12 protein-coding genes are annotated in these 14,910 nt (G+C 73.3%); 10 read left to right on the top strand and 2 right to left on the bottom strand.

Translation table 11 applies throughout. The annotated features are described in order from the left end of the window. The first annotated feature begins 154 nt into the window (after positions 1-154). From hutU to hutI, 4 genes are all read left to right on the top strand, one after another. Positions 155-1,852 (top strand): urocanate hydratase, encoded by a 1,698-nt coding sequence (hutU, locus tag ACIP93_RS00235; protein ID WP_345222270.1) that lies wholly within the window; start codon positions 155-157, stop codon positions 1,850-1,852. After that, complete coding sequence (locus ACIP93_RS00230) at positions 1,849-3,060, top strand: allantoate amidohydrolase (protein ID WP_345222272.1); 1,212 nt, start codon at positions 1,849-1,851, stop codon at positions 3,058-3,060. Before hutU ends, ACIP93_RS00230 begins: the two co-directional genes overlap by 4 nt. Next, positions 3,057-4,397 (top strand): formimidoylglutamate deiminase, encoded by a 1,341-nt coding sequence (locus ACIP93_RS00225; RefSeq protein WP_401753988.1) that lies wholly within the window; start codon positions 3,057-3,059, stop codon positions 4,395-4,397. Before ACIP93_RS00230 ends, ACIP93_RS00225 begins: the two co-directional genes overlap by 4 nt. A 74-nt stretch (positions 4,398-4,471) precedes the next feature. After that, positions 4,472-5,641 carry an imidazolonepropionase gene (gene hutI / locus ACIP93_RS00220; RefSeq protein WP_345222278.1) on the top strand — a complete coding sequence of 390 codons (1,170 nt, stop codon included), beginning with the start codon at positions 4,472-4,474 and terminating at the stop codon, positions 5,639-5,641. Between the two features lie 120 nt (positions 5,642-5,761). Here hutI and ACIP93_RS00215 read toward each other — a convergent pair whose 3' ends face one another. Then, positions 5,762-6,715 (bottom strand): RNA polymerase sigma factor SigF, encoded by a 954-nt coding sequence (locus ACIP93_RS00215; RefSeq protein ID WP_345222280.1) that lies wholly within the window; start codon positions 6,713-6,715, stop codon positions 5,762-5,764. Between the two features lie 354 nt (positions 6,716-7,069). Between ACIP93_RS00215 and ACIP93_RS00210 the strand changes: the two genes are divergently transcribed. The 6 genes from ACIP93_RS00210 (at position 7,070) to ACIP93_RS00185 (ending at position 12,991) form a co-directional block, all read left to right on the top strand. Beyond that, a complete protein-coding gene (locus ACIP93_RS00210; protein WP_345222281.1) occupies positions 7,070-7,450 on the top strand; it encodes an STAS domain-containing protein in 381 nt (126 codons plus the stop codon). 410 nt (positions 7,451-7,860) lie between these two features. Further along, positions 7,861-8,517, top strand: coding sequence for an ATP-binding protein (locus tag ACIP93_RS00205; protein WP_401755574.1), 657 nt, complete (start codon positions 7,861-7,863; stop codon positions 8,515-8,517). Between the two features lie 196 nt (positions 8,518-8,713). After that, positions 8,714-9,445, top strand: coding sequence for a peptidase (locus ACIP93_RS00200; RefSeq protein ID WP_345222282.1), 732 nt, complete (start codon positions 8,714-8,716; stop codon positions 9,443-9,445). Positions 9,446-9,447: 2 nt separating this feature from the next. Then, positions 9,448-10,296 (top strand): hypothetical protein, encoded by an 849-nt coding sequence (locus tag ACIP93_RS00195; RefSeq protein WP_401753984.1) that lies wholly within the window; start codon positions 9,448-9,450, stop codon positions 10,294-10,296. Next, complete coding sequence (locus tag ACIP93_RS00190; protein ID WP_401753981.1) at positions 10,293-11,507, top strand: hypothetical protein; 1,215 nt, start codon at positions 10,293-10,295, stop codon at positions 11,505-11,507. The genes ACIP93_RS00195 and ACIP93_RS00190 overlap by 4 nt, the downstream gene beginning before the upstream one ends. Positions 11,508-11,521: 14 nt before the next feature. Next, positions 11,522-12,991, top strand: a complete 1,470-nt coding sequence (locus ACIP93_RS00185; protein ID WP_401753978.1) for a hypothetical protein — start codon at positions 11,522-11,524, stop codon at positions 12,989-12,991. 95 nt (positions 12,992-13,086) lie between these two features. Here ACIP93_RS00185 and ACIP93_RS00180 read toward each other — a convergent pair whose 3' ends face one another. After that, the gene (locus ACIP93_RS00180) at positions 13,087-14,613 is read right to left on the bottom strand and encodes an oligopeptide:H+ symporter (protein WP_345222287.1); all 1,527 of its coding nucleotides are present in this window, start codon (positions 14,611-14,613) and stop codon (positions 13,087-13,089) included. Positions 14,614-14,910: the final 297 nt, after the last annotated feature.

Genomic DNA, 14,910 nt, shown 5'->3' with positions numbered 1-14,910 from the left:
GGGTGCCTGCCGCGTCCGGCTGAACGGTGCCCCCGGGGGGGCCCGCGGCGCCCGCGAGTCGGCGGGACGGGGGTGTTGACTAGTTCTATTCAGAAGTTCAGGATGTGAATAACAACATCATGGCAACGTCATGCGTCACGACCAGGAGGCATCCATGTCAGGACCCCGACCCGTACGAGCCCCCCGCGGTACGGAGCTCAGCGCCCTGGGATGGCAGCAGGAGGCCGCCCTGCGCATGCTGCAGAACAACCTCGACCCCGAGGTCGCCGAGCACCCCGACAAGCTCGTCGTCTACGGCGGCACCGGCAAGGCCGCCCGCGACTGGCGCTCGTTCGACGCCATGGTGCGCACGCTCAGGACGCTCAAGCAGGACGAGACGATGCTCGTCCAGTCCGGGCGTCCGGTCGGCGTCATGCAGACCCACGAGTGGGCCCCGCGCGTCCTGATCGCCAACTCCAACCTGGTCGGCGACTGGGCGAACTGGGAGGAGTTCCGCCGCCTGGAGGCCCTCGGGCTCACCATGTACGGGCAGATGACCGCCGGGTCGTGGATCTACATCGGCACGCAGGGCATCCTCCAGGGGACGTACGAGACCTTCGCCGCCGTCGCCGCGAAGCGGTTCAACGGCACGCTCGCCGGGACCATCACCCTCACCGCCGGCCTCGGTGGCATGGGCGGCGCCCAGCCGCTCGCCGTGACCATGAACGACGGCGTCGCGATCTGCGTCGACGTCGACCCGCGCGCCATCGAGCGCCGCATCGAGCACAAGTACCTGGACGTGCGCGCCGACTCGCCCGAGCACGCCCTGCGGCTCGCCGTGGAGGCCCGCGACGCCCGCCGCCCGCTGTCGATCGGCCTGCTGGGCAACGCCGCCGAGCTGCTGCCCCGCCTGCTCGCCGAGGGCGCGCCCATCGACATCGTCACCGACCAGACCTCCGCCCACGACCCCCTCGCCTACCTCCCCGTCGGCGTCGACTTCGACGACATGGCCGACGCCGCCGCCAAGGACCCGGCGGGCTTCACCACCCGCGCCCGCGAGTCCATGGCCCGGCACGTCGAGGCGATGGTCGGCTTCATGGACGCCGGCGCCGAGGTCTTCGACTACGGCAACTCGATCCGCGGCGAGGCCAAACTCGCCGGTTACGCGCGCGCGTTCGACTTCCCCGGCTTCGTGCCCGCGTACATCCGCCCGCTCTTCTGCGAGGGCAGGGGCCCGTTCCGCTGGGCCGCCCTGTCCGGCGAGGCGTCCGACATCCACAAGACGGACCGCGAGCTGCTCAAGCTCTTCCCGGAGGCCGACTCCCAGCAGAACGCGTCCCTGCACCGCTGGATCAGGATGGCCGGCGAGCGCGTCCACTTCCAGGGCCTGCCCGCCCGCATCTGCTGGCTCGGCCAGGGCGAGCGCGACAAGGCCGGCGAGCTGTTCAACGACATGGTCGCCGACGGCACCCTGGCCGCCCCGCTGGCCATCGGCCGCGACCACCTCGACACCGGCTCGGTGGCCTCTCCGTACCGCGAGACCGAGGGCATGCTCGACGGCTCCGACGCCATCGCGGACTGGCCGCTGCTCAACGCGATGGTGAACGTGGCATCGGGCGCGTCCTGGGTCTCCGTCCACCACGGCGGCGGCGTCGGCATGGGCCGCTCCCTGCACGCCGGCCAGGTGACGGTGGCCGACGGCACCGAGCTGGCGGGCGAGAAGATCCGCCGCGTGCTCACCAACGACCCCGGCATGGGCGTCATCCGGCACGTCGACGCCGGGTACGACATCGCCGAGCGGACCGCCGACGCCCAGGGCGTCCGCGTCCCGATGCGCGAGGGCGACGACGTGCGTGCGGGTGACGGCGCGTGACCTCCTCGTTCCACGAGCTGTGGGCGGAGCTGCTGCCGATCGGCCGCAGCTCCGCCTCCGGCGGCTACCGCCGCTACGCCTGGACCGCCGCCGACGCCGACTGCCGCGCCTGGTTCCGGTCGCAGGCCGAGGCGCGCGGTCTGACGTACGAGACCGACCGCAACGGCAACCAGTGGGCCTGGCAGGGCGATCCGCTCGCCGGGGACGCCGTCGTCATCGGCTCCCACCTGGACTCCGTGCCCGACGGCGGCGCCTTCGACGGGCCGCTGGGCGTCGTCTCCTCCTTCGCCGCGCTCGACGAGCTCCGCCACCGGGGAGCGGAGTTCACCAAGCCGGTCGCCATCGCGAACTTCGGCGACGAGGAGGGCGCCCGCTTCGGGCTCGCGTGCGTCGGCTCCCGGCTCGCGGCCGGACAGCTCACCCCCGAGAAGGCGTACGAGCTGACGGACGGGGACGGTGTCCCGCTCCCGCGGGCCATGGAGGCGGCCGGCTACGACCCCTCCGCCATCGGCCCCGACCCCGAACGCCTCGCCCGGATCGGCGCGTTCGTCGAACTCCACGTCGAGCAGGGCCGCGCCCTGGACCTGTCGGGCGACGCCGTCGGCATCGCCTCCGCGATCTGGCCGCACGGCCGCTGGCGGTACGACTTCCACGGCGAGGCCAACCACGCCGGCACCACCCGCCTCGCCGACCGCCGCGACCCCATGCTCACGTACGCCGAGACCGTCCTCGCCGCCCGCGCCCAGGCCCGGCTCACCGGCGCGCTCGCCACCTTCGGCAAGATCTCCGTCGAGCCGAACGGCGTCAACGCGATCCCCTCGCTGGTGCGCGGCTGGCTCGACTCGCGCGCCGCCGACCAGGACACCCTGGACCGGGTCGTCGCGGGCATCGAGGCCGCCGCCCACGAGGCGGCCGCCCGCGCCGGAATCGACCTGAAGGTCGTCCGGGAGTCCTTCACCCCGGTCGTGGAGTTCGAGCACGCGCTGCGCGACGAACTCGGCCGGCTGCTCGGCGGCGGGATTCCGGTCCTGGGCACGGGCGCCGGACACGACGCCGGAATCCTCTCCGCGTCCGTGCCGACCGCCATGCTGTTCGTACGCAACCCCACCGGCGTCTCGCACTCCCCGGCGGAGTACGCGGCCGAGGACGACTGCGTCGCCGGGGTCCGCGCGCTCGCCGACGTCACGGAAGGTCTCGCCTGCGCATGACGAGCACCACGACTTACTGGATGGAACACGCCTGGCTCGACACCCACGTCGAGCCCGGCGTGGCCGTGGACGTGGCCGACGGGCGGATCACCGCCGTCCGCCCGGGGGCCGCCGCCCCGCCGCCGGGCGCCGTCACCCTGCGCGGGCTCACCCTCCCCGGCCTGGCCAACACCCACTCGCACGCCTTCCACCGGGCGCTGCGCGGGGCCGTGCAGGTCGGTTCCGGCACCTTCTGGACCTGGCGCGAGGTCATGTACGGGGTCGCCGCCCGGCTCACCCCCGACACGTACTACGCGCTGGCCCGGGCGGTGTACGCGGAGATGGCCCTCGCCGGGATCACCGCGGTCGGCGAGTTCCACTACGTCCACCACGCGCCGGGCGGCATCCCGTACGCCCGGCCCAACGCGATGGGGGAGGCCCTGGTCGCCGCGGCCGAGGACGCGGGCATCCGGCTGACGCTGCTGGACACCGCCTATCTGTCCTCCGGCTTCGGCGCGGCCCCCAGCTCCCACCAACTGCGCTTCTCCGACGGCACGGCCGAGGCCTGGGCGGAGCGGGTGTCGGCGCTGACCGACTCGGCGTACGTCCGGCACGGGGCGGCCATCCACTCGGTACGGGCCGTGCCCGCCGCCGAGCTGGCGACGGTCGCCGCCTGGGCGCAGGCCCGGCGGGCCCCGCTGCACGTCCACCTCTCCGAGCAGACGGCGGAGAACGACGCCTGCCGGGCCGCGCACGGCTGCACCCCCACCCAGCTCCTGGCCGACCACGGGGTGCTGGGGCCGGGCACGACCGGCGTCCACAACACGCACCTCACCCCCGCGGACATCGCCCTCCTCGGCGACTCGGGCACCGGCACCTGCATGTGCCCCACCACCGAACGCGACCTCGCCGACGGCATCGGGCCGGCCGGCCCCCTCCAGCGGGCGGGCTCCCCGCTCTCCCTGGGCAGCGACAGCCACGCCGTGATCGACCTCTTCGAGGAGGCGCGGGCCATGGAGCTGAACGAGCGCCTGCGTTCGCGCACCCGGGGCCACTGGACGGCCGCGGCCCTGCTGCGCGCCGCCTGCGCCGACGGCCACGCGGCACTCGGCTGGGCGGACGCGGGCGTCATCGAGCCCGGCGCGCCGGCCGACTTCGCCACCGTCGCCCTGGACACCGTCCGCACGGCGGGCCCCGCTCCGATACTGGGCGCGGAGACGGCCGTCTTCGCCGCCACCGGCGCGGACGTCCGCCACACGATCGTCGGCGGCCGCCACGTGGTCCGCGACGGGGTCCACCTGTCCGTGCCGGACACGGCGCACGCCCTCGCCACCTCCATCGCGGCCCTGCACGGGTAGCGGCACCCGGGGCGCGCCCCCCATCCGTGCCCCGGACCGCCCCCGGGCCCCGCCCCCGACCCCGGACAAGGAACATGCCCTCCACCCTCATCCACAACATCCGCTCCCTGGTCACCAACGACCCCGCCCTCGGCCGGGGCCCCCTCGGCCTGGTCGAGGACGCCGCCGTCGTCATCGAGGGCGAGCACATCGCCTGGGTCGGCCCCGGCGACAGGGCCCCGCAGGCCGACGCCGCCCACGACGCCCGGGGCCGCGCGGTCCTCCCCGGATTCGTCGACTCCCACTCCCACCTGGTGTTCGGCGGTGACCGCACCCAGGAGTTCAACGCCCGCATGTCCGGCCGGGCGTACGAGGCGGGCGGCATCCGCACCACCGTCGCCGCGACCCGCGCCGCGAGCGACGAGGAGCTCGCCGCGAACCTCGCCCGGTACCTCCGCGAGGCCCTCCAGCAGGGCACGACCACGTTCGAGACCAAGTCCGGCTACGGGCTCACCGTCGAGGACGAGGCCCGCGCCGTGCGCCTCGCGAGCGAGCAGACATCGGAGGTCACCTACCTCGGCGCGCACATCGTCAGCCCCGACTACGCCGACGACCCGGCCGGTTACGTCGACCTGGTCACCGGCGAGATGCTGCGGGCGTGCGCCCCGTACGCCCGCTGGATCGACGTGTTCTGCGAGAAGGGCGCCTTCGACGGCGACCAGGCGCGCGCCGTCCTGACGGCGGGCAGGGCCGAGGGGCTGATCCCGCGCGTCCACGCCAACCAGCTCTCCCACGGGCCGGGCGTGCAGCTCGCGGTGGAGCTGGACGCCGCCAGCGCCGACCACTGCACCCACCTCACGGACGCCGACGTGGACGCGCTGGCCGCCGGGAACACCGTCGCCACCCTGCTGCCGGGGGCGGAGTTCTCCACCCGGGCTGCCTGGCCCGACGCCCGGCGGCTGCTCGACGCGGGCGTCACCGTCGCGCTGTCCACGGACTGCAATCCGGGGTCGTCGTTCACCTCGTCCATGCCGTTCTGCGTCGCGCTCGCGGTACGGGACATGGGGATGACCCCCGACGAGGCGGTCTGGTCGGCGACGGCCGGCGGCGCCCGGGCGCTGCGGCGCACGGACATCGGGCGCGTCACGCCGGGCGCACGCGCCGATCTCGCGCTGCTGGACGCCCCCAGCCACGTGCACCTGGCCTACCGGCCCGGTGTTCCGCTGGTCCGCGCCGTCTGGCGGAACGGCGTGCTTGCGGTGTGAGGTCCTGGGTAGGCGGACCGTGCAGCACCCCGCACAACAGAACGTCGGACTGCCCCGGATACGGCCTGGGGCAGCCCGACGTTCCCGCCCGACGCGCACCGGGCGGCCGTGCCGGCGGTGTCACTCGACGACGGTCAGCGCCTTGCGCAGCTTGACCAGCGTGCGCGAGAGCAGGCGCGAGACGTGCATCTGGGAGATGCCCAGCTCGTCGCCGATCTCCGACTGCGTCATGTTGGCGACGAAGCGCAGCGAGAGGATCCGGCGGTCGCGGGTCGGCAGCGAGGCGATCAGCGGCTTCAGGGACTCGATGTACTCGATGCCCTCCAGGCCGTGGTCCTCGTAACCGATCCGGTCGGCCAGCGCGCCCTCGGAGTCGTCCTCCTCGGGCTGGGCGTCCAGCGAGCTCGCCGTGTAGGCGTTGCTCGCGGCCATGCCCTCGACGACCTCTTCCCGGCTGAGGTCGAGCCGCTCGGCCAGCTCCGCCACGGTCGGGGAGCGGTCCAGCTGCTGGGCCAGCTCGTCACCCGCCTTGGCGAGGTCCAGACGCAGCTCCTGGAGGCGGCGCGGCACCCGCACCGACCAGGACGTGTCGCGGAAGAAGCGCTTGATCTCGCCGATGATGGTCGGCATCGCGAAGGTGGGGAACTCCACACCCCGGCTGAGTTCGAAGCGGTCGATGGCCTTGATCAGGCCGATCGTGCCGACCTGGATGATGTCCTCCATCGGCTCGCTGCGGGTGCGGAACCGGGAGGCGGCGAACTTGACCAGGGCCAGGTTCAGCTCGACCAGGGTGTTGCGGACGTAGGCGTGCTCGTGGGTTCCCTCTTCGAGGGATTCGAGACGCTCGAAGAGCGTCTTCGACAGGGCCCTGGCATCCAGCGGCCCCACCTCGTCGTACGGCGGAATCTCGGGAAGGTCGGAGAGGCTGTCGGGCCGCTCCGTGGCGGCCCAGGCGGCCACCGTGCTTCTTCCGGTTCCGGTCTCGATCTGCTCGGGCGGGGGTGTCGACGCGGCGTCGTCCTGCTTGAGGTGGGTACGCGTCTCGTCGAGCCGGGGTGACATGGTGTCCTCCATCGTTCTCGGCATATGGCTGCCGATGCCGATACGTGTTCCTGCGGAGAAGCGGCGCCTCCGAAGCCGGTGGTGGGCGGGCGGTGATCGGATGTGTCGCTCCTAGGCCTACCTGCTCGCAATGGACGGTTGCAAGTGCGTTATGTCCGAATAAGCCCAGTTCAGGACGTTGTTCGACTACCCGTGCGTGTGAAGAAGGCGTAGTGTTCTGCTGCTGTCGTGGGCATACCGCGCAGCCTTGACGCGGCCTTAAGGTGCGCTTGAGTTAGACAGGACACATCGGCGGGGCGCGTAAAGGCCGCCGCCATCGAGCAGGACACGTAACAAGCAGAACCACGACGGCGAAAAGGGACGGGCATGGACCGCGGGACGGTCGGCAGCGCGAACCGGGGCCGGCTTCAGGTCGAAGTGCGGACCGAAGGCCGGAACGAGATCGTGACTCCGGCAGGCGAACTGGACCACCACACGGCCGAACTGCTTCGGGAGCCTCTTGAGCAGGCGCTCGACGACGGGCGGACACGCCTCGTGATCGACTGCTCGCTCCTTGAGTTCTGCGACTCGACGGGGCTGAACGTACTGCTCGGGGCCCGGCTCAAGGCCGAGGCGGCGGGCGGCGAGGTGCACCTGGCGGGCATGCAGCCCGTCGTGGCGCGTGTCTTCGAGATCACCGGGGCGGAGGCCGTCTTCACCGTGCACGACACGCTGCAGGACGCCCTCGCCACGACCCCGGGAAGCTGACCGGCCAGACCTCCTCGGGCGCCACGCGTGAAGCGCGTGGTGCGGCCCGTGACGAATCGTGGGTGTTCTCACGGTTCGGTCGGGCAGGAGGAATCACAGACCCTGCAAACGACGACTTGGTGAATCGGTGAGGTGAAGCGCTGATGAGCACCACCCGGCAGCATCCGCCGGGCGACCTCGGCCCCGAGCCGGACGGCATCGCCTCCGATGTCTCCGGCGACGCTTCCGCGGCAGCGGAGGGCGTGTCCGAGGTTCCTGCCGGGGTGCGGGCTGCACCGGCGACGGGCACGGCCGCCGCGCCAGCGCCGCCCGTGCCCCTGTCGTCCGCGCCCGTCCCGGGCGACGGTCCGCCGGGCGTGGCCGATGCCGCCACGCACCTCGCCGACGCCCCCGTGCGGGGCGGCCACCCCATGGGGTCCGGCGGGCCCGACGGGACGGACGGCTCCTTCGGCGTGCCCGCGGGCGGCACGGGCGGCCCCGCCGCCGCCCAGGGCTCGGCGCACACCGGCAGGGGCGGCTCGTCCGAGGCCCCGGGCGACACGCGTACGACCGCGAGCGGCACGCCCGCGCCGGACAGTGACACGCGTACGTCGGACAGCGGCACGCGCACGCAGGAGGAGGAGGCCGCCGACACCCTCGCCGCCGCCGAGGCCTCCGGCCGGCTCCGCTCCCTCCCGCTGAACGGGGCCAGCGGCATCGTCCCGCTCGCCCGCGACTTCACCCGGCAGGCGCTGTACGACTGGGGCTGGCTCCCGGCGTCCACCGCCGACCGGCGCGCCGCCGCCGAGGACGTCCTCCTCGTCGTCTCCGAGCTCGTCACCAACGCCTGCCTGCACGCGGAGGGCCCCGAGTCCCTGCGGGTGGCCAGCGACGGCAAGGTGCTGCGCCTGGAGGTCACCGACCGCAGCGGCGGCGAGCCCGCCCCGCGCACCCCGCACCGTGCGGGCCGCCCCGGCGGCCACGGCATGTTCATCGTCCAGCGCCTCTGCCTGGACTGGGGTGTCTCCCGCGCGCCCGACGGCGTGCCCGGCAAGACGGTCTGGGCGGAACTGGCGGCCCCCGCCTAGGGGCCGCCGCCGGAACGGGCGAGTCCCCGCCGGCCCCAGCAGTGGGAGAGCACGTCGATACCGGCGTGCTCTTTGTCTTCCCCTCACAAGGCCACCGGCGTACCTTGAGCGCCCAATCTGATGCGCCGTCAGTAACTTGGCCGACCGTACCCGGCCCGTTGCCCCGCGGTGCTCCGGCGTACGAGGGGATCACGAGGTGTCGTACCAGAAGCAGACCCGCACGCTGACCCGAAAGCCGGCCGCGCTCGCCCTGGCGGTCGCGGTCGCGAGCTCGGTGGTGCTCATCGCCGCCCCCGCCGCGCAGGCCGACGTCGTCGACGTCAACTACCAGTGCAGGACGCCGATCGGGAACAAGGGGGCGGTCTCCCCGATCGACATCAAGGCGGTCAGCAGCGGCAACGGCCACACCCTCACCATGTCCTTCCAGAAGGGCGTCTCCTCCAGCCCGGTGGAACTGGGCAAGGGGGCCATGAAGCCGAGCGCGGTGATCGAGCTGGGCGGTGCGGACAGCGGCCGGGTCGCCATGGCCGGGCCCGCCAACTCCGCGGCCATACCCGCCAACACGCCCATCAAGATCAGCGACCTGTCCGGTACGTACACCCCCAGGAAGAGCGGCAAGGTCACCTTCACCGCGGGCGTCCTCACCATCAAGGCCCTCGGCACGACGACCACCTGCACCCCCTCCAACAACCCCGGACCGGCCCTGGAGCTGGACGTGAAGGCGTCCGGCGGGGGAGCGGGCGGCGGGTCGGGGGACTCCGACGGCAGCGCCTCGCAGGGCACGCCGTCCGGCACCGGCGAACTGCCCAGGACCGGCCCGCTGGACTCCGCCGTCGCGCTCGGCACCCTCGGCGGCACCGTCCTCCTCACCGGGGCGGCGGGCGCCCTGTGGCTCACCCGCCGCGGCCAGCAGCGCTCGACGCACTGACCGTGCGCCGCCACGTCCTCGCCGCCGGCGCACTGCTGGGACTGCTGTACGCCACCGGGCCCGCCCCCGCCGTCCACGCCGCCGACGCGTGGACGGCGACGCCCGCCGCCGGGGGCGGCAGCCGGCCCGGCAGCGGCGGACGCCCGTACTTCTACCTGCAGGGCGCGCCCGGCACCGTCTTCGAGGACCGGCTCTCCGTCGTCAACCCCGGCCGCGCCCCGCTCACGGTGACGCTGCGCGCCCGGGACGCCGAGGGGACGTGGATCGCGCTCGCCTCCCGTCAGGTGCGGGTGCCGCCGCGCACCCGGGCGGACGTGCCCTTCACGGTGACCGTCCCGGCCGCCGCCCAGCCCGGCGACCACCCCGGCGCGCTCGTCGCCTCCTCGGCGGACGGCCGCGAGCAGCGCACCGAGGTCCGGCTGCGGGTCAGCGGCCCGACCCTGGCGGCCCTCTCCGTCGAGGACGTCCGGATCGAGGACGGCCTCATCCGCTACGCCCTGGTCAACCGGGGCAACACCACCCTCACCCCGCGCGTCGCCGTCGCCGCCGACGGGGCGCTCGGCGGCGAACTGCTGCGCCGCGGGGCCCGCGAGATGCGGGACCTGCCGCCCGGCCGCCGCATCGAACTCGCCGAGGTCTGGACCGACACCCCCGCTCTGGACCGGGCCCGCGCCCGGCTCACCGTCACGGCGGGCCCCGGCGTCCGCGAGGAGGCCACCGCGACGGCGACCTTCGTGACCTGGGGCCCGGCGCTGGGGCTCGGCGGGGGAGCGGCGGCGCTCCTGGCGGCGGGCGGGCCGCTGGTCGTACGGCACAGGAAGCGGGCGGCACAGGAGGAGGAGCGCGGATGAGGACCGGCCGGAGTGTGGTGGCCGCCGTGGCGGCGGCGGTGGCGACCGCGGTGCTGCTGCTGGGCGTCGGGGCCGGTCCGGGGTCGGCCGCGGAGAAACCGGCCGTCACGCTCTCGAAGAGCGAGGCGGGCAAGGGCGGCGAGCTCACCGTCCGGGGCAGCGGCTGGCGGCCCGAGGCGCTGCTCATGCTGCTGATCTGCGGCGAGGCGTCCCCGGCTGCCGGTGTGCCCGGCGGCACCAACTCCTGTGCCAACGCCGACGGCCGGGCCGTCACCACCGACGCCGAGGGCCGCTTCACCCGCGTGCTGGAGGTCGCCGAACCGCCCAAGCCCTGCCCGTGCGTGGTGCACGTCGCCACCGTGCAGGGGCGGCAGGCCGCCGTGGACGCCGAGTTCAGGGTCGCCGGACATCCGGTCGCGCCGCTGCCGAAACCCGCGCCGGACGCCGGGCGGCTCGCGGTGATGCGCTCCGACGTACGGCTCGAAGGGTCGGGGTCGCTGCTGACCTGGTTCGGCGCGCCGGAGTCGCGCAGGGTCGTGCTGAAGCTGGGCAACCTCGGGACCGCGCCCGTCGTCGACCCCGTCTTCCAGGTCGGCACCTCGCACGGGGTGTTCTCGCCGCTGTGGGAGGAACGCCGGTGGCGGGGCACGATCGGGCCCGGCAAGGAGGCGGAGGTCGCGCTCGACGTGACGCTGCCGGCGGGGGCGTACGGCGACTACCTGGTCTCGGTGAAGTACGGGACGACCGTGATGGCCGCCCAGCCCTGGGGGGTGGACCGGCCGTGGGGGGTGGTCCTGTTCTGGGTGCTGGCGGCGGTGGTGGTCCCGGCGGGCCTGTTCCGGGCCGGGCTGGCGGTGGTGGACCGGCTGCGGCCGCGGACGGGGGCCGGGGCCGCCGGGGGGAGGCGCCGGGCGCCGGCCCGGCACAGGACCGCACGGCAGAAGGCCCCGGTGAAGACCACGGACCCGGGGCCGTCGGCACGGGCCGGGGCCGGGGGCGCCGAGGAGCCGGACGGTGGGCCGACGGCCGTGCTGCCGCTGCCCTGGTTCACCCCGGACAGCGCCCCGGCGCCGCGGCCCGCACCGCCGCCGCCGACCTTCCCGCACAAGCAGCCGCCGGGGACGTACGAGCAGGCGGCGCACGGGCACGCACAGGTTTCCGCACCGCACGAGAGCACCGCCGACTCCCCTACCCCGAAAGGCAATCCGTGAAGACGCAATGGAGGATGGGCGCGACCGGCGTCGCGCTGATGCTCACCGGTGCGGGACTGCTGCTGGCCGCGCCCCCCGCGACGGCCGCGGAGGTGTCGTACCGGACCGAGTGCGTACCGCCGCCCGTCTCGGGCCTGCCGCCGGTGCAGGGCACCACCAAGGTGTCCGTGACCGCGCCCGCGACCGCGAAGGTCGGCGACGAGGTGGAGGTGGTCTGGAAGACGGTCGAGGCCGCGTCCAGGAACCCCGACGTCCTCGATCTCGACAAGGACACCGTCAAGCCGTCCGGCACGATCGAGGTCGGGGGAGCGCAGCCCGGCGACCTGAAGCTGGAGGGCCCGCGGCAGAACCCGCCGATCCCCAAGAACAGCCCCATGGTGCTGCCCGAGATGAAGGGCAAGCTGCGGCTGACCGCGGCGGGCGACGTGACGCTCAGCCCGGGCGCGTACACCATCAACGTCAGCAAGCCGCTGTCGACGGACACCAAGTGCACACCGAAGGAGGAGGTCCGGCCCGCCGCGACGATCAAGGTGACGGAGGGCGGCGGCTCCGGTGGCACGTCGTCGGGCGGAGGCACGTCGTCCAACGGAGGCACGTCGTCCAACGGAGGTGCGTCGACGGGCGGAGGCACGTCCACGAACGGCGGGACCACCGCCACGGGCGGGACCACCACGGGCGGAGGCGGCGACTCCGGAGGCTCCGCCACGGGCGGCTCCGGTTCCGGCGGCACGTCCACCACCGGTGGCGGCGGCGACGGCGGGACCGACTTCCCCGGCAAGGAGGTCGCGGTCGAGTACGCCTGCCAGTCCCCGGGCCCGGCCGCCATCAAGACCCGGGTCACCGTCAACGCCAAGAAGAACGACGGCGGCTACGGCCTCACCGTCACCACCGCCAAGGGCGTCATGAACAGCCCCGCCGCCCTGCCCGCGGGCGCCCTCAAGCCCTCCCTGGACCTCGTCCTCGGCGGCGCCGACAAGGGCAGCGTCAAGGTCACGGGACCCGGCAACAAGGACCCCCTTGAGCAGGGCAAACCCGTCGACCTGCCCGACATGACCGGCAACTACCGGCCCGGCGCCGACGGCAAAGCGACGCTCTCCCCCGGCACCCTCACCATCGACGTCTCCCTGGGCGGCCAGAAGATCGCCATCCCCTGCGCGGTCAAGGGCACGTCCCCCGTCTCCCTCGAACTCGACACGGCGGCCCAGCCGGGCGGCGCGAGCGGCGGCAGCGGCTCCGGCTCCGGCTCCGGGGGCGGTGACTCCGCAGGCTCCGGTTCGGGCTCGGGCTCGGGCTCGGGTTCGGGTTCGGGTTCGGGTTCGGGTTCGGGTTCGGGCGGCGGGGCCGCCGGCGGCGACCTCGCCGAGACCGGCGCCTCGTCGGACGGCGTCCTGCGCGCCCTGGCCCTGGTCGCCGGAACCGCCGTCCTCCTCGGGGGCGCGGTCTTCACCTTCACGCCGTGGCGGCGGCTGAGGGGCACCCGGTAGCCACCGGGCGCGGACCGCGGAAACGGCGGAGGGCCGCCGCACCGATCCCGGTGCGGCGGCCCTCCGTACGGACCGCGGAAGCGGAGACGCGCGGGTCAGCGCACCTCGCCCATCAGCGCGCGGACCTTGTTGCGCGACATCCAGATCAGGAAGCCCGCCGCAACGGCCGCGGCGGCCTCGAAGACCACGACGCCCGGGCTGTTCAGGTCGACACCGGCGACGGACAGCATGCCCGTCACGCTGTCACCCGCGGTGACGGCCAGGAAGAAGACGCCCATCATCTGCGAGGCGTACTTCGCGGGAGCCATCTTCGTGGTCAGCGACAGACCCACCGGCGACAGGCACAGCTCGGCGACGGTGTGCATCAGGAAGATGAGCACCAGCCACCACATGGTGACCTTCGTGCCGTCGGTGGCCAGGTTCATCGGGATGAGGAACACGAAGAACGAGGCGCCCGCCACCGCCAGGGCGATGGAGAACTTCACGATGGTGCTGGGCTCGCGGTTGCGCTTGGCCAGCGCCAGCCAGATGGCGGCGGCGACCGGGGCGAGCAGCATGATGAAGCCCGGGTTGAGGACCTGGAAGAGCACGTTCGGCATTTCCCAGCCGAAGAGGTTGCGCTCGGTCTGCTTGGAACCGAAGAGCGACAGCGTCGACGCGCCCTGGTCGAAGATCATCCAGAACACGGCGGCGGCCACGAAGAAGTAGATGAACGCCGTCATCTTGGTCTGCTCTTCGCCCGACAGGTCCTTGTCGCGCTTGATCTTGACCAGTACCGCGATCGGGATCAGCAGTCCGGCCAGGATGATCGGGACCAGCACCCAGTTCAGGGTGAGCCTGAAGACGTCGGTGAAGTTCACCAGCAGGTAGAAGGCGGCGATCACGGCGACGCTCGAGAGCGCCTTGATGACGACGCCGCGCTTCTCCTGCGCCGACAGCGGGTTCGCGACCCGGTTGTCCCGCTCGCTGAAACCGCGGGTGCCGAGCGTGAAGGTGATCGCGCCGATCGCCATGCCGATGGCCGCCAGACCGAAGCCCAGGTGCCAGTTGACCGTCTCGCCGATCATGCCGATGGCGATCGGCGCGAGCACGGCACCGAGGTTGATGCCCATGTAGAAGATCGTGAAGCCGCCGTCGCGGCGGACGTCCGTCGGGTCGGTGTAGAGGTGGCCGACCATCGTGGAGATGTTGGCCTTCAGCAGGCCCGAGCCGACCGCGATCAGGCACAGACCGACGAAGAACATGATCTGCCCCGGCAGTGCCAGGGACAGGTGGCCCGCGACGATCACGAAGCTCGCGATCTGGACGGTCTTGCGAGCGCCCCAGACGCGGTCACCGAACCAGCCGCCGGGCATGGCCATGAGGTACACCATGGCCACGTAGACGGAGTAGATGGCCGTGGCCGTGGCCGCGGTCATCGCGAGGCCGCCGCCCTGGCTGCCGGTCGCCGCGTCGGCGCCACCGGAGACCAGGTACAGCACGAGCAGGGCCCGCATGCCGTAGTAGGAGAACCGCTCCCACATCTCGGTCATGAACAGAATGGCCAAGCCGCGGGGGTGGCCGAAGAAGGCCGTGTCCCCGGCGGGTGCGCCGGGGGTTTCCTTCGTCAGGCTGGACGCCATGGTCGATCCTTGCTTGCTCGGGACGCGTCCGCGATGGAGTTGTCGGGTACGCGCCCGGGTGGGGGGCAGCCGGCACCGGAGCGGAGGGTCGCCGCCCCGGGATCCACGCCCCGCGGCGCATCGTCGCGCGCGGAGCCCGGCCCTAGGTCATTCACGTGCCGTCAGGATCGGTGGACCCGATCATGCACACAAAAGGGCCCGTGGCAGTCATTGCCGCCAAAGGCCCCCGATTAGTGCAACAAACGTGTTCGCCACCTTACGACACGACAGTGCGGCATATGGAAGGACTTGAGAGAT

The organism is Streptomyces sp. NPDC088745, assembly GCF_044751045.1.
Lineage (GTDB): Bacteria > Actinomycetota > Actinomycetes > Streptomycetales > Streptomycetaceae > Streptomyces > Streptomyces cremeus.
This window is presented reverse-complemented; position numbering and strand designations above follow the sequence as displayed.